The organism is Micromonospora sp. NPDC093244 (assembly GCF_040683695.1).
Lineage (GTDB): Bacteria > Actinomycetota > Actinomycetes > Mycobacteriales > Micromonosporaceae > Micromonospora.
In genome coordinates this window covers 794,981-812,824 of sequence record NZ_JBFBEO010000001.1, presented here as the reverse complement: position 1 = coordinate 812,824, position 17,844 = coordinate 794,981, and the positions used below count along the sequence as shown (strand labels likewise).

Below are 17,844 nucleotides of genomic sequence, written 5' to 3'. Positions count from 1 at the left end.
CGGGGTCACCGAGGGGGAGCGAACCGTGCAGCAGTTGCTGATCGCGGGTCGGTACCGGCTGCTCGACCTGGTCGGCACCGGCGGAATGGGTCGGGTGTGGCTGGCTCGCGACGAGATGCTGCACCGCGACGTCGCGGTGAAGGAGGTCGTGCCGCCGTCCTGGCTGGCCGAGGCCGAGCGTGAGCAGGTGCGGCTGCGGACGCTGCGCGAGGCGCGTACCGCCGCCCGGCTCAACCACCCGAACGTGGTCCGGATCTACGACGTCGTGCACGACCGGGAGAGCCCCTGGATCGTGATGGAGTACGTGCCGTCCCGCTCGGTGCAGCAGATCCTCGGCGCCGAGGGGCCGCTGAGCCCGCAACGTACCGCCCGGATCGGGTTGGCGGTGCTCGCCGCCCTGCGGGCCGCGCACGCCGCCGGGGTGCTGCACCGCGACGTGAAGCCGCACAACGTGCTGGTGGCCGACGACGGGCGGGTGGTGCTCACCGACTTCGGGCTGGCCACCTTCGACGGCGGTGACGGGTCGATGACCGGCCCGGGAACTGTGCTCGGCTCACCGCAGTTCGTCGCACCGGAGCGGGCCCGCGAAGGGGTGTCGGATCCGCGTACCGACCTGTGGTCGCTGGGCGCGACGCTGTACGCGACAGTGGAGGGGCAGTCGCCGTACGCCCGGTCGAGCGCGATGGCCACGCTCAGCGCGCTGGCCACCGAACCACCGGATCCGATGCGTCGGGCCGGGCCGCTGCGACCGGTCCTGACCGGTCTGTTGCAGCGTGATCCCTGGCGGCGGTTGACCGCAGCCGAGGCGGAGCCGTTGCTGCGCCGGGCAGCCGCCGACCCGGACGAGCCCACCGCCGGGACCGCCCCCTTGTCGGCGGTGGCGGCGGTACGCAGCGCGAGCCGGAACCTGGCCCAGACCCCCCTCGGCCCGCTCGGCGGTCCCGCGCCGCCGACCGCCCGGCCGAGGGGCCGGCCCGCCGGCCGGCGTCGACTGCTCATCGGCCTGGCGGGCGCGGCAAGCGCGCTGGCCATCGCGGGTGGCGTCACGGCGGTGCTGGCGACCCGGGACACCGAGCGGACACCGCCGTCCGGCTCCGGGGGCGGCGCGGCCACCGCCCGGCCGGCCGCGTTCGCCTGCTCGACGCCTCCTCCCCCGACGGCGACTCCTGTGGTGTCGTCGTCGCCGGCCGCCGACGGGCGGTACGGGCTGCGTGAGGGCTGGACCTGGCATGACGACCCGACCGGGTTCCGGATCGCCGCGCCGGTGGGCTGGGCGCGCTGGAACGAGGGTGCGGCGACCTGCTTCCGCGAGGCCGACGGGGCCCGGGTGCTCAGCGTCGAGGCGGGGCCGCCGCGGGACGACCCGCTGGCGTACTGGAAGGCCGAGGAGGCTCGGCTCACCCGCGGCGACGCGTTGCCGGGCTACCGCAGGGTGGACATCTCGGCGATGGACATCTTCGAGGGCGGGGCCGTGTGGGAGTGCGGCTGGGAGAACGCGGTGGGCGAGCAGGTGCACAGTTTTCGCCTGCTGGCCAACACGTCGGCCGATCGTTCCTACACCGTCTCGTGGTTGACAAAAGAGTTCGACTGGCAGGTCAACGCGGCATACTTGCCGATGATCCGGCAGAGCTTCACCCCCGCTCTCTGACACAGTCCTCTGTGGACCGTCCGGGTGATGCCCCTGCGGCGCCGGCGCTGACTACAGTGGCGTAGTTTTGGGCGCTCAAGATCCCTGGGGAGGGTGAGCCGAGATGATGGGACCGTCGCACGCGCTGTCCGGCGCGGCGGTGTGGCTGGCCGGGTCCTGGGCGCTGGACCAGTTCGCCGACTACCACCAGTCACCGCTCGCGTTGGCGGTGGGCACCGCGGTCTGCGCGGGTGGCGCCCTCTTTCCCGACCTCGACATGTCGGGCAAGGTGACAAGGAACCAGGGCGGGGCCACCGTGGCCCGTACCTTCGGGGTCTTCTCGCTCTTCGCCGCCGAGGTGATGGAGAAGATCTCCCTCGGGGTCTACTACGCCACGAAACTCAGCAAGGATCCACGCCGCAACAACGGCCACCGGACGCTCACCCACACGCTCCCGTTCACGGTCCTCGTCGGGTGGGGCACCACCGCGCTGTGCGCCGCGTACGGCAAGTGGGCGGTGATCACCATCCTGTTCTTCATGTTCGGCCTGGCCCTGCGCGGGTTGTTCGACGAGTGGGCCGAGCGGGCCGGCTGGGTGATCATCACTCTCGCATCGGCGGGGGCTGCCTGGTTCACCTTCGCGAACCTCCCGGGCGGGCGCGGCTATCCCCTGATCGGCACGGCCCTGGGGGTGGGCTGCTTCGTGCACATCCTCGGCGACATGATCACCCGAGCGGGTGTGCCGATCCTGTGGCCCATCCCGATCAAGCGGCGCATGTGGACGATGATCGGCCTGCCGAACAGCATCGCCCTGCGTACCGGCAGCAAGGCCGAGGTGGTCGTGCTGCGTGCCGTGCTGACCGTCGTGGCGGTGCTCGCCACCACCGGCCTGATCGCGCCCTCGGTGCTGCAACGGTTCAACATCGAGATATGACCGGACCGGCGGAGCAGTCCCCGCCCGAGGCCGACCGACAGGTGCCTGACATCTGGCGGGCGCTGGGGCTGCCGGGGCTCGCCGACGTGCACGTGCACTTCCTGCCGCCGCGCCTGCTGCGCCGGGTGTGGGCGTACTTCGACGCGGCCGGTCCCCTGGTCGGCACCGAATGGCCGATCCGCTACAGGTGGAGCGACGCCGAGCGGGTCGCGCACCTGCGCCGGCTCGGCGTGCGGGCGTTCAGCGCCCTGGCGTACGCGCACCGGCCGGGCATGGCGGCGGACCTCAACCGATGGACGCTGGAGTTCGCCCGGGACACCCCGGGCTGCCTGGCCTCGGCCACGTTCTTCCCCGAGCCGAACGCCGTCGGGTACGTCGAGGCGGCCCTCGCCGACGGCGCCCGAGTGTTCAAGGTGCACCTTCAGGTGGGTGGGTTCGCGCCGACCGATCCGCTGCTGGATCCGGTCTGGGGGTTGCTTGCCGACGCGGCGGTGCCGGTGGTGGTGCACGCCGGGCACGCCCCGGTGGGGACCACCCACACCGGGCCGGACCCGTTCGCCGCCCTGCTCGCCCGTCACCCCCGACTGAGCGCCGTGGTGGCCCACCTCGGGGCCCCCGACTACCGGGCGTTCCTCGACCTGGCGGAGGCGTACGAGCGGGTCCGGTTGGACACGACCATGGCGTTCACCCCGTTCTTCGACCGGTTCGTTCCGTTCCCCGCCGACGAGCTGCCCCGGCTACGCGAGCTGGGTCTGGCCGGCAAGGTGCTGCTGGGCAGCGACTTCCCCAACATCCCCTACCCGTACGCCGACCAGCTGACCGGACTGGTCCGGCTGGACCTCGGCGACGACTGGCTGCGGGCGGTCTGCTGGGACAGCGCCGCGGCCCTGTTCGACCTGCGCTGACGACGCCGCGCCCCCGGGATTGCGCCCCGATCCTGTCCGGGCCGCCGGGCGCGAGCGCTACGACTTCTTTTCGACATCGGCTATTGACGTCCCCGTAACGGGTGGCCTAGCGTCCTGTCGAACCGCTTCGTCGAAACGCTTCGACGCAGGTTCGGAAACGGTCCCACGCCTGGCCGGAGGAGGTGCGCGTGGCCACCATGCACGACGTCGCCCGCCTCGCCCGGGTCTCGGTCAGCACCGTGTCGTACGTGCTCACCGGCGCCCGCCCGATCTCCCAGGCCACCCGGGACAAGGTGCTCGCCGCCATGGAGGAGCTGCACTACCAGCCCAACGCGATGGCCCGCGGCCTGGCCAGCCGGCGCAGCCGGATCCTGGGCCTGCTGATGCCGATGGACGAGCGTGGTCTGGGCGCCACCGAGACGGCCTTCGTCACCGGAGCCGCCGCCGCGGCCAGCGCCGCCGGCTACCACCTGGTGCTCTCCCCGGTCGGCGGCGGTGACCTCGACGACCTGCGCCGGCTCGCCACCCAGCGGATGCTCGACGGCGTCGTGCTGATGGAGGTGCAGCTCGCCGACGAGCGGGTCACCGTGCTCCAGGAGGCGGACGTGCCGCTGGTCCTGATCGGGCGCACCGGCGACACCAGCGGCCTCTCCTACGTCGACATCGACTTCGAGCAGACCGTGCGGGAGGCTGTCGGGCACCTGGTCGGCCTGGGGCATCGACGGATCGTCTACGTCAACCACTCCGCCGCCACGCTGGCCACCGGCTACGGCCCCGCGCTGCGTACCCGGGACGCCTTCGTCTCGGCGATGACCGACCACGGCCTGGAGCCGGTGATGATCGCCGCCGAGGACAGCGCCGCGGGCGGGCGGGCCGCCCTGGCCGCCGCGTTCGCGCAGGCCCCGGAGCTGACCGCGGTGCTGGCCATGAACGAGACAGCGATCTTCGGCATCCTCGGCGAGCTGACCGGGCGCGGGCTGTCGGTGCCCGACGACGTCTCGGTCGTCTCGATGGTCACCTCACCGCAGGTCGCCGAACTGGCCACCCCGGCGCTGACCGCTATGACGTCCCCCGGGTCGGCGCTGGGCCGGATCGCGATCGAGGCGCTGCTGCGCCACCTGGACGGTCCCGGCGGCGCGCGCCACCAGCAACTGCTGCCGTGCGCGCTGGAGATCCGGGGCTCGACCGCCGCACCACGGACCCGCCAGCTCATGGGGGCCGACAAGTGAAAACAGCCCGCCGCCGCGCTGCAACGCGACGACGGGCCTCATCGAGGTACCGCTAGATACTCAACGAGGAGGATAGCAATGCAGCGATTCCGCCGGATCGTCGCCGCGATCGCCCTGGCGGCGACCGCGACGACCGCCGTGGCCGCGTGCGGCGGTGGTGACAGCGAGGACGACAGCGGGGCCAAGACCCTCAAGCTCTGGCACTACGAGAGCGAGAACAGCGCCATGGGGGTCGGCTGGAACCGGGCCATCGAGATCTTCAAGGCGGAGCACCCGGGCGTCGAGGTGCGCTTCGAGCGCAAGGCGTTCGAGCAGATCCAGCAGAACGCCGGCATGATCATCAACTCGTCCGAGGGCCCGGACATCATGGAGTACAACAAGGGCAACGCGACGGCCGGCCTGCTGTCCTCCCAGGGCCTGCTCACCGATCTGAGCGCCGAGGCCGACAAGCGCGGCTGGGCCGGCAAGCTCAGCCCCAGCCTGCAGACCACCGCCAGGTACAGCGACAAGGGCGTGATGGGTTCGGGCAACTGGTTCGGCGTGCCCAACTACGGCGAGTACGTCACTGTCTACTACAACAAGGACCTGTTCGACCGTAACGGCGTCAAGGTGCCGACCTCGATGGCGGAGATGACCGCCGCGATGGACACCTTCGTCAGCAAGAAGATCACCCCGCTGGGGATGGCCGGCGCCGAGTACCCGGCCGGGCAGCTCTTCTACCAGCTGGCCCTGTCCAAGGCCGACAGGCAGTTCGTCGACAACTACCAGCTCTACAAGAACCCTGTCGACTTCAAGGCCGACCCGCTCAAGTACGGCGCGGACACCTTCGCCGACTGGGTGAGGAAGGGCTACGTCGCCAAGGACTCGGCGAGCCTCAAGGCCGAGGACATGGGCACGGCCTTCATCGCCGGCAAGACGCCGATGATCGTCTCGGGCAGCTGGTGGTACGGCCGGTTCAAGACCGAGATGAAGGCCAACTGGGACACGTTCCTCTTCCCGGGCAACACCCTGCACGCCGGCTCGTCGGGCAACCTCTGGGTGGTCCCGGCGAACAGCAAGGCCAAGAGCCTGGCGTACGACTTCATCGACATCACCCTGCGTCCGGAGATCCAGGACCTGATCGGCAACAACGGCGGTGTCCCGGTGGCCGGCGACCCCGCGAAGATCAGCGACGCGAAGGACCGCAAGCTGATCGAGGACTTCAACACGGTGAGCAAGCAGGACGGTCTGGCCTTCTACCCGGACTGGCCGGTGCCCGGCTACTACGACGTGCTGGTCGGCGGCTTCCAGGGCCTGATCAACGGGTCCAAGACCCCGGACCAGGTGCTCGACACGATCGCCAAGCCGTACGCCGATGGCGTCAAGGAGATCACCGGCAAGTGACACGGCGAGCGGCGGGCGCGACAGGTACGACCGGCGCGCCCGCCCGCCCCGCCGGGAAGGATCTTCCATGGCAGTCTCCGAGACCGTCGCCGCCACACAGCCGTCGGCGACTTCCACCCCGCCGCCGCCCCGCCGCAGACCTCGCGGCCGCGACGCGGCGTACTGGCTCTACCTGCTCCCCGGAGCGGTGCTGTTCATCCTGGTCATCGGCGCGCCGCTGGTCGGCACCGGCTACCTGTCGCTGACCAAGTGGTCGGGGATCGGCGACCCGACGTTCGTGGGCCTGGACAACTACCAGCAGCTGCTGCACGACGAGGTGTTCTGGTCGTCGTTCCGCAACACCGTCTGGATGATCATCGCGATGGTCGTGGTCCCCACGGCGCTCGGGCTGCTGCTCGCCGCGGTGCTCTTCGACGTCATCGGCCGCCGCTTCAAGCCCCGCACGGCCGCCGCGCTGCGGGCCGCGTTCTACCTCCCGCAGGTGCTGCCCGTCGTGGTGGCCGGCATCGTCTGGGGCTGGATCCTGCGCCCCGACGGCGCGTTCAACAGCCTGCTCGACGCGGTCGGCCTGGGCGCGCTGCGTCACGACTGGCTCGGCGATCCGGGCACCGCGCTGCCGTCCGTGATGGCCGTGATGATCTGGGTGCAGATCGGCTACCCCGTTGTCGTCTTCATGGCGGCGCTGCAACGGGTCGACCCCGAACTGTACGAGGCGGCCGAGGTCGACGGCGCGAACTGGCTGCACCGGTTCCGGGCCATCACCCTGCCGCAGATCCGGCCGGAGACCTTCGTGGTGGCCCTGACCTGCACCATCGCCGCGCTGAAGGTGTTCGGGCCGATCTTCGCCCTGACCCGGGGCGGCCCGGAGAACGCCACGAACGTGCCGTCGTACTTCGCCTACTACACGTTCTTCAAGAAGCTCCAGGTCGGCTACGGTTCCGCGATCTCCACGGTGCTCACGGTGATCATCGTGCTGGTGGCAGTGCTCTTCATCTGGATGCAGGCCCGCAGCGAGCGCCGCGACCGGGGGTTCTGAGATGGCTGTCATGATCACCGAAACGCCCGCGTCGGCCGGCCGGCCGGTCCGCGACCGGCACCACCGCGGCGCGAGCCGCTGGGTGGTGCTCGCCCTGGTCACCGTCGGCGCGCTCGTCATGCTCGTGCCGTTCGCGTTCATGCTGCTCAACGCGTTCAAGTCACCCGGCGACTACTCCTCGGGCGGGCCACTGAGCTGGCCTGGCGAGTTCTACACCAAGGGTCTGCGCACGTACTGGACCACTGTGAACTTCCCGCTCAAGCTCTGGAACTCCACGCTCATCGCCGGTTCCGTGGCGGTCCTCGGCGTGGTCGTCTCCCTGCTCAACGCGTACGCCCTGGGCATCGGCCGGGTCCGTGGACGGCTCTGGATCGTCGGGCTGTTCCTGCTGGCCACATGCTGCCGCAGGAGGCGCTGATCTACCCGCTGTACTACGTGGCGAAGGAGATCGGCCTCTACAACACCCAACTCTCGGTGATCATCATCTTCACCGTGATCCAGAGCGCGTTCGGCACCTACCTGCTGGCCTCGGTCATGGGGACGTTCCCGCGCTCGCTGCTGGAGGCCGCCGCGCTCGACGGCGCCGGCAAGTGGACCGTGCTGTGGCGGGTGGTCTTCCCCAACCTGCGACCCACCCTCGCCGTACTGCTCATCTTCTTCTTCATCTGGACCTGGAACGAGTTCCTCATCCCGCTGGTCATGCTCATCGACAACCAGACGCAGACCATCCCGGTCGCGCTCGCGTCGTTGCAGGGTGACCGCCTGATGGACGCTCCGACCACGAACGCCGGCTCGCTGATCAGCCTGGTGCCGGCCATCCTCTTCTTCCTCATCTTCCAGCGCACCCTCGCGCGCGGCATCACGGCAGGAGCCGAGAAGTGAAGTTCACCGACGGGTACTGGCAACTGCGCCCCGGTGTCAGTGTCCTGCGACCCGGCACCGTCGAGTCGGTCGAGCCGGACGACCGCGGATTCACGGTCTTCGCGCCGGCCGGTCGGATCACCGGACGCGGCGACACCCTCAACCGGCCCGTCGTCACCGTCCGGTTCTTCACCCCCGCCCCCGGCGTCGTCGGAGTCACCATCGCCCACCACACCGGCGGGCTGCCCCGCGAGCCGCACTTCGGGTTGACCACCGACGACGCGCACCCGGTCACCGTCGACGTCACGGGCCTCAGCGCGACACTGACCACAGGTGACCTCACCGCACGCGTCGCGCTCATCGACGGCTGGCGGGTCGAGTTCCTGCACGGCGACCGGCTCATCACCGCGTCCACCGGGCGCAGCATCGGCGTCGTCACCGACGCCGAGGGCCGCCGGCACGTCCACGAGCGGCTCGCGCTGGGCGTCGGCGAGACGGTGTACGGGCTGGGCGAGCGCTTCGGCCCGTTCGTCAAGAACGGCCAGACCGTCGACATCTGGAACGCCGACGGCGGCACGGCCAGCGAGCAGGCGTACAAGAACGTGCCGTTCTACCTCAGCAGCGCCGGTTACGGGGTGTTCGTCGACCACCCGGAGCACGTGTCGTTCGAGGTCGGCTCGGAAGTCGTCGCCCAGACCCAGTTCAGCGTCGAGGGGCAGACCCTCACCTACTACGTCATCGACGGGCCCACCCCGAAGGACGTGCTGCGCCGCTACACGGCGCTGACCGGCCGCCCCGCCCGGGTGCCCGCCTGGTCGTACGGGCTGTGGCTGTCCACGTCGTTCACCACCTCGTACGACGAGAAGACGGTTACCGAGTTCGTCGACGGCATGGCCGAGCGGGGGCTGCCGCTGTCGGTGTTCCACTTCGACTGCTTCTGGATGCGCCAGTTCCACTGGGTCGACTTCGTCTGGGACCCGGCGACCTTCCCCGACCCAGAGGGGATGCTGCGCCGGCTGCACGAACGCGACCTGAAGGTGTGCGTCTGGATCAACCCGTACATCGCCCAGCGCTCCTACCTGTTCGAGGAGGGCCGCGAGGCCGGCTACCTGGTCCGCAACCCGGACGGTTCGGTCTGGCAGTGGGACAAGTGGCAGGCCGGTATGGCGCTCGTCGACTTCACCAACCCGGACGCCGTGCGCTGGTTCACCGGCAAGCTCAGGGCGCTGCTGGACATGGGCGTCGACTGCTTCAAGACCGACTTCGGCGAGCGCATCCCGACCGACGTGGTGTGGCACGACGGCTCGGACCCGCAGCGGATGCACAACTACTACTCGTACCTCTACAACAAGGCGGTCTTCGAGCTGCTGGAGTCCGAACGGGGAGAGGGCGAGGCGGTGCTGTTCGCCCGCTCGGCCACCGCCGGCGGGCAGCAGTTCCCGGTGCACTGGGGCGGCGACTGCGAGTCGACGTTCGTCGCCATGGCCGAGTCGCTGCGCGGCGGACTGTCCCTGGCCGCGTCCGGTTTCGGCTACTGGAGCCACGACATCGGCGGTTTCGAGGGCACCCCCGACCCGGCCGTGTTCAAGCGGTGGGTCGCGTTCGGGCTGCTCTCCTCGCACTCGCGGCTGCACGGCTCCGGCTCGTACCGGGTGCCGTGGGAATTCGACGACGAGGCCGTGGACGTGCTGCGGCACTTCACGCACCTCAAGCTCAGCCTGATGCCGTACCTCGCGGCCGCCGCCCAGGAGGCGCACCGCGACGGTACGCCGATGATGCGCCCGATGATCGTGGAGTTCCCGGACGACCCGGCCACCGCGTACCTGGACCGGCAGTACATGCTCGGCTCCGACGTGCTGGTCGCGCCGGTGCTCAGCGCCGACGGGGAGGTCACCTACTACGTGCCCGCCGGCACGTGGACGCACCTGCTCACCGGCGCGCAGGTAACCGGGCCGGCGTGGGTGACCGAGAAGCACGGGTACGACAGCCTGCCGGTGCTGGCCCGCCCCGGCGCGGTCATCCCGTTCGGCTCCCGCACCGACCGACCGGACTACGAGTGGGCGGACGACGTGCGGCTGCGGCTCTACGCACCGGCGCGAGGGCAGCGGACCCGGGTGCGGGTACCGTCTCCCGGGCACGGTCCGGGCGCCGAGTTCGAGGTGCGCTACGACGGTGTGGCGGCCAGCGCCGAACTGGTCACCGGCGCCTCGACGGGCTACATCTGCGAGATCCAGGGGACAGAACGATGACGCAACACCACTTCCCGGAGAGCTTCCTGTGGGGGTCGGCGACCGCCGCGTACCAGATCGAGGGCGCCGCGACCGAGGACGGCCGCGGACCGTCCATCTGGGACACGTACAGCCACACACCCGGGCGGACGCTCAACGGTGACACCGGTGACGTGGCCGCCGACCACTACCACCTGTGGCAGCAGGACCTGGACCACATCGCCGAGCTGGGCCTGGGCGCGTACCGGTTCTCCATCTCCTGGCCCCGGGTCCAGCCGGGCGGGTCGGGCCGGTTCAACCAGGCAGGCATCGACTTCTACTCCCGCCTCGTGGACGGGCTGCTGGAGCGGGGCGTCCGCCCGGTGGCCACCATGTACCACTGGGACCTGCCGCAGGAGTTGGAGGACGCCGGCGGCTGGGCGGTACGGGACACGGCGCTGCGCTTCCAGGAGTACGCGGCAGGCATCGTGGGCGCGCTGGGCGACCGGGTGCACACCTGGACCACGCTCAACGAGCCGTGGTGCTCCGCGTACCTGGGCTACGCCTCCGGGGTACACGCGCCGGGCCGGACCGAACCGGCGGCGGCGCTGGCCGCGGTGCACCACCTCAACCTCGCCCACGGCCTGGCCGGACGCGTGGTGCGGGAGGTGGCCCCCGCCGCCGAGCTGTCGGTGACGCTGAACCTGCACGTCATCCGGCCGGCCTCGGACTCCGAGGCGGACCGCGATGCGGTACGGCGGATCGACGCCCTGGCCAACCGGGCGTTCCTCGGCCCGATGCTGGACGGGGAGTACCCGGCCGACCTGCTCGCCGACACCGCGTCGGTCACCGACTGGTCGTTCGTCCGCGAGGGCGACGAGAAGCTGATCGCGGTGCCGCTGGACGTGCTCGGAGTGAACTACTACTCCAGCACGCTCGTCCGGGCCTGGGACGGCGTGTCGGCGCGTTCCGACGCGGACGGGCACGGCGCCTCCACCTCGACGCCCTGGGTCGCCGCCGAGCACGTCGACTTCCTGCCGCAGCCCGGCCCGTACACGGCCATGGGGTGGAACATCGACCCGCCGGCCCTGACCGAGCTGCTGCTGCGCCTGCACCGGGCGTACCCGAGCCAGCCGATGATGATCACCGAGAACGGCGCGGCCTTCGACGACGTGGTGTCGGCCGACGGCCGGATCCACGACGACCGGCGGATCGACTACCTGCGCCGGCACATCGGCGCGATGGCCGACGCCCGGGCGCAGGGCGCGGACGTCCGTGGCTACTTCGTCTGGTCGCTGCTGGACAACTTCGAGTGGGGCTACGGCTACGACCGCCGCTTCGGGATCATTCGCGTCGACTACGACACCCAGGTCCGCACCTGGAAGGACAGCGCCCACTGGTACCAGCAGCTCGCCGCCACCGGCGAGCTGGACCAGCCCACGGCGTAACCCCCGCCGGGCAGCCCACAAGGCTGCCCGGCCCGGTCACCCCTCACGCGATCTTGCACTTTCTGCGCCGACATACGGGGCATTCCACGCGGATCGGCGACAGAGACTGCAAGATCGGCGCGGTGCTAGACCCCGACGCGTTGCGGTGGGACCGTTAGGCCGTACAGGGCCATCAACTCTGGGGTGTCTACCCGGCTGCCGTCGGCCACCGAGTCGCAGGCGATGTCGACGATCTGGTCCTTGTGCGCCAGCAGGTACGGGCGTGCGCCCACGTCCGCGCTGGCCAGGGTGGCGATGCCGGGCCAGTGCCGACGGCCGAACAGCATCGGGTAGCCGCGCAACCCGTCGTAGGTGGCGCAGACAAGCACGTCCGGGTACGGCAGTGCGGCCACCCGGCGGACCGCCGCGGCGGTCAGGCCCGGCATGTCGACAGGGACCACCACCACCGCCTCGATCCCGTCGTCGTCCATCGCGGCCAGGCCGGCCCGGATGGACGAACCGACCCCGGTCCCCCACGCTTTGTTGATCACAACGGTGGCCCTGCCCAGGTCCGCGGTTTCCCGGACCTGATCGGCGGCGGCACCCAGCACGACCACGATCTGCTCGCAGCCCGCCTCGGTCATCGTGTCGATCATCTGGTTGACCAGTGGCTTCTCACCCTGGTGCAGCAGGGCCTCGGGACCACCGATCCGTCGTCCCCCGCCTGCGGCGATGATCATTGCTGCGATCCGGTTCAGCTGCGCCCCCTCCAGCACGAACCGACCGTGACCGGTCGGCCCCTCCTACGGACACTGCAACGAGGACGGCGGCTCGCGGGTGGCGGGGCGAAAAGGAGAAATAGTGCAACTGTTACGCATCGGAGCCCACCACCGCCGAGGACGCGATGCCGGACCGGCGATCACTGACGGGTCGGCGCCGCCCGGTCAGGCCGCGTCCGCGTAACAGTCGACGATGGACAGATCCAGCGGAAAACGGACAGGTGTGGCACCGAACAGCAGCGCCGACGCCCGCTCCCCCGCCCGGCTGACCGCCTCGGCGACGTCGGCGGCCTCGCCCGCCGGGGCGTGCACGACCACCTCGTCGTGCTGGAAGAAGACCAGCTCGGCGGTGCTGCCGGCCAGCTCCGTCCGCAGGGTCGCCAACAACGTCGACGCCCACTCCGCGGCGGTGGCCTGGATGACGAAGTTGCGGGTGAACCGCCCCCTCGACCGGGCGGCCCGCGCCCGAGGACCCTGCGGATCGGCCGCCGCGTCCGGATCGAGCGGCGCGTCGTCGGGATCACCGAACCCGAGGCTGCCCGGCGGGCACGTACGCCCGAGCCAGGACCGCACCAACCCACCCGCCTCACCGGTACGTGCCGCCGCCTCGACGAAGCCGAACGCCGTCGGGTAGCTGCGCTTCAGCACCGCCAACGCGGGCACCGCCGCCCCGCCGGTCTGCCCGTACATCGCACCGAGCAGCGCCACCTTGGCTCGCGCCCGGTCACCGCCGAACGAGTCACGGGCGAGCGCGGCGTAGAGATCGCCGGCCCCGCCCGCCGCCGCCAGCCGGGCGTCGCCGGAGACCGCCGCCAGCACACGCGGCTCCAACTGACCGGCGTCGGCCACCACCAGCCGCCAGCCCGGGTCGGCCACCACCGCCCGGCGGATCACCTTCGGGATCTGCAACGCGCCGCCGCCCCGGGTCGCCCAGCGGCCGGAGACCACCCCGCCCGGCACGTACTCCGGCTGGAACCGCCCGTCGCGCACCCACTGCTCACGCCACGACCAGCCGTGCGCCGTCCAGATTCGGTACAGCTCCTTGTATTCGAGAACCAGCGGCACCGCCGGATGGTCCACGCCGCGCAGCACCCAGGCCCGGGTGTTGGGCAGCTCCACGCCGACCCGGGCGAACGCCTTCAACAGCTCCGCCGGGGAATCGGCGTGCAGCCGGCGTACGCCGAACGCGTCGGCGATCCGGGAAGCCAGGTCGGCCAACCGGCGCGGCGGCCCACCCACCGGGGACGGCTCGCCCAGCAGCTCGGCGAGGATCGCGTCGTGCACCTCGGCCCGCCAGGGCAGCCCCGCGGCGCCCATCTCCACGGCGACCAACGCGCCGGCCGACTCGGCGGCCACCAGCAGCCGGAACCGGCCCGGGTGCTCGGTCGTGGCGACCCGGGCGAGCTGGTCGGCGTACACCTCGGTCAGGGCCTCGATGCCCGGGCCAGGCGGGCCGGGCAGCGCGTCGAAGAGCGCGCCCTGGCCGTGCCCGGGCGGCGCGGCGGCGCGCGGCGGCGGATCGGGTGGCACCGGGCCGCCGCTCAGTCGGGCCCAGGCGGCGGCAAGCGAGCGGGGCTCCCCCCAGCGGCCGGCGTGCCCGAGCAGCAACGCCTCGGTCAGCTCCACATCATGGCACCGCTCGACGCGCACGCCGGCCCGCAGCAGCGCCGGGTAGATCGCGCCGGCGGTGGCCCAGACCCAGCGCGGGTGCTCGGCGGCCTCCCGTGTTGCCACCGCCGCCGCGAGGTCGCTGACGGTCTCGACCGGGCCGGCGGGCCGGCCGGCGGCGTCGAGCGGACGCAGCTCTCCCCCGCCCCGCTCGCCCGCCACCACCGCCACCAGCACGAATGTGATTCTGCCTTCCCCCTGCGACAGGAAAACGGGTCGGTGGGTCGACCGGGCGCTCGGTAGCGTGGTCGGGTGCCCCCGCAGATCCCGCACTCCGAGCCCGGCACTCCCGACACTCGCGGTCCGATGCGGTACCTGTGGTGGCTGGTCCGCTGCCAGCCCGGGCGCGTGCTGCGTGGCAGCGTGCTCGGCACGGCCTGGATGGTCGGGCTGGCGGCCCGGCCCTACCTGATCTCCCGGGCCGTCGACGACGGGCTGCGCGCTCGTGACACACGCGCCCTGCTCCTCTGGGTCGCGGCGATCATCGTGGCGGGAATGGGCCTGTCGTACCTGGGCATCATGCGGCACCGCACGATGACCTTCATCCGGGAGGACGCCAAGGCCCGCTCGGCGGAGGTCCTGCTGCGTCACCTGTCCCGGGTCGGGGCGGCGCTGCCACGCCGGACCGCCGCCGGTGAGGTGGCCACCGTCGGTGGCTCCGACATCGACTGGTCGGCGCAGGTGCTGACGCTGACCGGGCCGGGAGTCGGCGCGGTCGTCGCGTACGGGGTCGTCGCCGTGCTGCTCTGGTCGATCTCCCCGGTGCTCGCGCTCTGCGTGCTGGTGGGGGTGCCGGCGGTCGGGCTGGTCGTCGGCCCGCTGCTGCGCCGGCTCGAACGGGCCGAATCGGCCTACCGCAGGCAGCAGGGCGCGCTCACGGCCCGCTCCGGCGACATCGTGGCCGGGCTGCGGGTGCTCGCCGGGGTGGGCGGCCGGGACCTCTTCGCCCGCCGGTACGCGGACCGCTCGCAGGACCTGCGCGCCGAGGGGTACCGGGTCGGTGCCGTGGTGAGCTGGATCGACGCGGCGACTGTCGCCATCCCCGGGTTGTTCCTGGCGGCGGTGGTGTGGTTGACGGCCCGGATGGCGGTCGACGGCACCGTCACGGTCGGCGAACTGGTCGCCGTCTACGGCTACGTGGCCAGCCTGATCGTGCCGGTCTGGTTCCTGCTGGAGGGCAGTTACGAGCTGATCCGGGGTCGGGTCGCCGCCCGACGGATCACCGACCTGCTCAACGTGCCACCTGACGACGTGGGCGGGCCGGGTCGCCGGTGGCCGGGCACCGTGCCGGACGCGCGCCACCCCGAGGGCGTGGCCGCACCGGCCGGCCCCGCCGATCTGCACGACCCGGTGACCGGGCTGACCGTACGCGCCGGCCGGCTGACCGGTGTGGCCTCCGACGACCCGGCCGCGGCGGTGGCGCTTGCCGACCGGCTCGGCCGGTACGTGGCCGGCGACACCACCTGGGGCGGCGTGCCGCTGAGCGGGATCGCCCTGGACGAGGTCCGCGCCCGGATCCTGGTCGCCGACCACGACTCGTACCTCTTCGCGGGGACCCTGCGGGACGTCCTGCGCCCCGGGGCCGACGACGAACGGATCGGCGCGGCCCTGCGGACCGCCTCGGCGCAGGACGTCGTGGACGCCCTGCCGGCCGGGCTGGACACGCCGCTGGACGCCCGGGCCCGGACGCTCTCCGGGGGTCAGCGCCAACGGGTACGCCTGGCCCGCGCGCTCCTGGCCGAGCCGGAGGTGCTGATCCTCGTCGACCCGACCTCGGCGGTGGACGCGCACACCGAGGCGCGGATCGCCGAGCGGCTGCGGACCGCGCGGGCCGGGCGGACCACGCTTGTGCTCGCCACGTCGCCGCTGCTGCTCGGCCGGGCCGACGAGGTCGCGTATCTGAGCGGGGGCCGGATCAGCGCCGTCGGCACCCACACCGACCTGCTCGACCGGGATCCGGACTACCGGCACCTGGTGGCCCGGGGCAGCGACGACCCCGACGCCGAGCGGCCCGCCGACGCCGAGGAGGCGTACCGGTGAGCCGTCTGCCGGTCGCGGACCGCGGCACCGTACGACTGGCGCTACGGGACATGATCAGCCGGCACCGCCGTGCCGTCGCTGTCGTGCTGGCGCTGCACAGCGCCGCCGCGGTCGCCGGGCTCGCCCCGCCGTGGCTGCTCGGCACCATCGTCGACCGGGTCACCGCCGGGGCGGGCGTGGCCACTGTGGACCGGCTGGCGCTGGCCATCGCCGGCTGCGTAGTGGTCAGCGCGTTGCTCGCCCGGTTCGCCCAGTACGCCGGTCACCGCTTCGGTGAGCGGGCCGTCGCCGAGCTGCGCGAGCAGTTCGTCAGCCGGACGCTCGGGCTGCCGGTCTCGGTCGTCGAGCGCGCCGGTTCCGGCGACCTGGCGACCCGCAGCTCGGTCGACGTGGCGACGGTCGGGACGACGGTCCGCGACGTGGTGCCCACAATCGTCATCGCCTCGGTGCAGCTGACGTTGCTGTTCGGCGCGGTGTTCCTGCTGCACCCGGTGCTCGGGCTCGCCGCGCTCGCCGGGATGCCCTCGATCGTGGCGGTGACCAGGTGGTATCTGCGCCGGGCCAGCTCGGCGTACCTCGCCGAGGGGGCAGCGGTCGCAGAGTTGACCGAGACGCTGACGAGCACCGCCGACGGCGCCCGTACGGTGGAGGCGCTACGGCTGACCGACGACCGCATCCGGCACGGCACCACACGCGTCACCCGGGTGTGGCGAGCCCGACGGGCGACCCTGGCGCTGCGGACCGTCTTCTTCTCGGTGGTGGAGGCCAGCTACCCGCTGCCGGTCGCCCTGGTCCTGCTCGTCGGCGGCTACCTGCTCACCCGGGACATGGTCTCGCTCGGCGCGGTGGTGGCCGCCGCGCTCTACCTGCAACAGGCCATCGAGCCGCTGGACCGGCTGTTGCAGTGGACCGAGCAGGCGCAGCGCGGCTTCGCGTCGTACGCCCGGGTGCTGGGCGTGGGCCTGGTTCCGCCGGAGCCGTCCGGCAGCGCGGCCAGCTCGCATGGCGAACGGCTCGTCGTGCGCGGTGCGCGGTTCTCCTACTCCGACGGGCACGACGTGCTGCACGGCATCGACCTGGAGGTGCGACCCGGTGAGCGGCTCGCCGTGGTCGGGCCGTCCGGCGCCGGCAAGTCGACACTGGCCCGGCTGCTGGCCGGGATCGACGCGCCACGGCGCGGCGTCGTCAGCATCGGCGGCTGCCCGATCACCGACCTCGACCCCGCCGAACGCCGACGGCGGATCGCCCTCGTCACGCAGGAGCACCACGTCTTCATCGGCTCGGTCCGCGACAACCTGTCGTTCGCCGCACCCGACGCGACGGACGACCAGATGCTCGCCGCGCTGCGCACGGTGGGCGCCGACTGGTACGCCGAGCTGCCCGACGGGCTGGACACCGCGCTCGGCGACGGCGCCCGGCAGCTCGGCCCGGCGGAGGCACAGCAACTGGCCCTGGCCCGGCTGGTGCTCGCCGACCCGCACACGCTGATCCTGGACGAGGCCACCGCCGCGCTCGACCCGAGCACCGCCCGGCGTACCGAGCGGGCCCTGGCCGCCGTGCTCGTCGGGCGGACCGTCATCGCGATCGCGCACCGGCTCAACACCGCGCACGACGCCGATCGGGTCGCCGTCCTGGCCGACGGCCGGATCACCGAGATCGGCAGCCACGATGATCTCGTGGCTGCCGACGGGGCGTACGCGGCACTCTGGCACTCCTGGCACACGCAGGCCGACGAGCGCCCGAGGTGA

14 protein-coding genes are annotated in these 17,844 nt (G+C 72.0%); 12 read left to right on the top strand and 2 right to left on the bottom strand.

The window, feature by feature from the left end:
* Positions 1-25: 25 nt before the first annotated feature.
* The 10 genes from AB0N27_RS03750 (at position 26) to AB0N27_RS03705 (ending at position 11,630) form a co-directional block, all read left to right on the top strand.
* Positions 26-1,648: a serine/threonine-protein kinase gene (locus tag AB0N27_RS03750; RefSeq protein ID WP_364362829.1), complete on the top strand. Its 1,623-nt coding sequence runs from the start codon at positions 26-28 to the stop codon at positions 1,646-1,648.
* A 103-nt stretch (positions 1,649-1,751) separates the two neighbouring features.
* On the top strand, positions 1,752-2,561 hold the full coding sequence (locus tag AB0N27_RS03745; protein WP_139585151.1) for a metal-dependent hydrolase: 810 nt from the start codon (positions 1,752-1,754) through the stop codon (positions 2,559-2,561).
* Positions 2,558-3,466, top strand: coding sequence for an amidohydrolase family protein (locus tag AB0N27_RS03740; protein ID WP_364362828.1), 909 nt, complete (start codon positions 2,558-2,560; stop codon positions 3,464-3,466). Before AB0N27_RS03745 ends, AB0N27_RS03740 begins: the two co-directional genes overlap by 4 nt.
* A gap of 197 nt (positions 3,467-3,663) precedes the next feature.
* Complete coding sequence (locus AB0N27_RS03735) at positions 3,664-4,695, top strand: LacI family DNA-binding transcriptional regulator (protein ID WP_364366027.1); 1,032 nt, start codon at positions 3,664-3,666, stop codon at positions 4,693-4,695.
* A 78-nt stretch (positions 4,696-4,773) separates the two neighbouring features.
* The gene (locus tag AB0N27_RS03730) at positions 4,774-6,078 is read left to right on the top strand and encodes an extracellular solute-binding protein (RefSeq protein WP_364362827.1); all 1,305 of its coding nucleotides are present in this window, start codon (positions 4,774-4,776) and stop codon (positions 6,076-6,078) included.
* A gap of 67 nt (positions 6,079-6,145) precedes the next feature.
* A complete protein-coding gene (locus AB0N27_RS03725) occupies positions 6,146-7,114 on the top strand; it encodes a sugar ABC transporter permease (RefSeq protein WP_364362826.1) in 969 nt (322 codons plus the stop codon).
* Positions 7,115-7,124: 10 nt separating this feature from the next.
* The gene (locus AB0N27_RS03720; protein ID WP_364362825.1) at positions 7,125-7,532 is read left to right on the top strand and encodes a hypothetical protein; all 408 of its coding nucleotides are present in this window, start codon (positions 7,125-7,127) and stop codon (positions 7,530-7,532) included.
* A complete protein-coding gene (locus AB0N27_RS03715; protein ID WP_364362824.1) occupies positions 7,511-7,996 on the top strand; it encodes a carbohydrate ABC transporter permease in 486 nt (161 codons plus the stop codon). The genes AB0N27_RS03720 and AB0N27_RS03715 overlap by 22 nt, the downstream gene beginning before the upstream one ends.
* A complete protein-coding gene (yicI, locus tag AB0N27_RS03710) occupies positions 7,993-10,224 on the top strand; it encodes an alpha-xylosidase (protein ID WP_364362823.1) in 2,232 nt (743 codons plus the stop codon). The genes AB0N27_RS03715 and yicI overlap by 4 nt, the downstream gene beginning before the upstream one ends.
* Positions 10,221-11,630: a GH1 family beta-glucosidase gene (locus tag AB0N27_RS03705; RefSeq protein ID WP_364362822.1), complete on the top strand. Its 1,410-nt coding sequence runs from the start codon at positions 10,221-10,223 to the stop codon at positions 11,628-11,630. The genes yicI and AB0N27_RS03705 overlap by 4 nt, the downstream gene beginning before the upstream one ends.
* A gap of 125 nt (positions 11,631-11,755) precedes the next feature.
* On the opposite strand, the gene AB0N27_RS03700 is transcribed toward AB0N27_RS03705, so the two are convergent.
* Together AB0N27_RS03700 and AB0N27_RS03695 are read right to left on the bottom strand one after the other, a co-directional pair.
* A complete protein-coding gene (locus AB0N27_RS03700; protein WP_139585168.1) occupies positions 11,756-12,349 on the bottom strand; it encodes an NTP transferase domain-containing protein in 594 nt (197 codons plus the stop codon).
* A gap of 204 nt (positions 12,350-12,553) precedes the next feature.
* Positions 12,554-14,263, bottom strand: a complete 1,710-nt coding sequence (locus tag AB0N27_RS03695) for a bifunctional 3'-5' exonuclease/DNA polymerase (protein WP_364366023.1) — start codon at positions 14,261-14,263, stop codon at positions 12,554-12,556.
* Positions 14,264-14,362: 99 nt separating this feature from the next.
* Between AB0N27_RS03695 and AB0N27_RS03690 the strand changes: the two genes are divergently transcribed.
* Both AB0N27_RS03690 and AB0N27_RS03685 read left to right on the top strand, forming a co-directional pair.
* On the top strand, positions 14,363-16,096 hold the full coding sequence (locus AB0N27_RS03690; protein WP_364366020.1) for an ABC transporter ATP-binding protein: 1,734 nt from the start codon (positions 14,363-14,365) through the stop codon (positions 16,094-16,096).
* 50 nt (positions 16,097-16,146) lie between these two features.
* Positions 16,147-17,844 (top strand): ABC transporter ATP-binding protein, encoded by a 1,698-nt coding sequence (locus AB0N27_RS03685; protein WP_364366018.1) that lies wholly within the window; start codon positions 16,147-16,149, stop codon positions 17,842-17,844.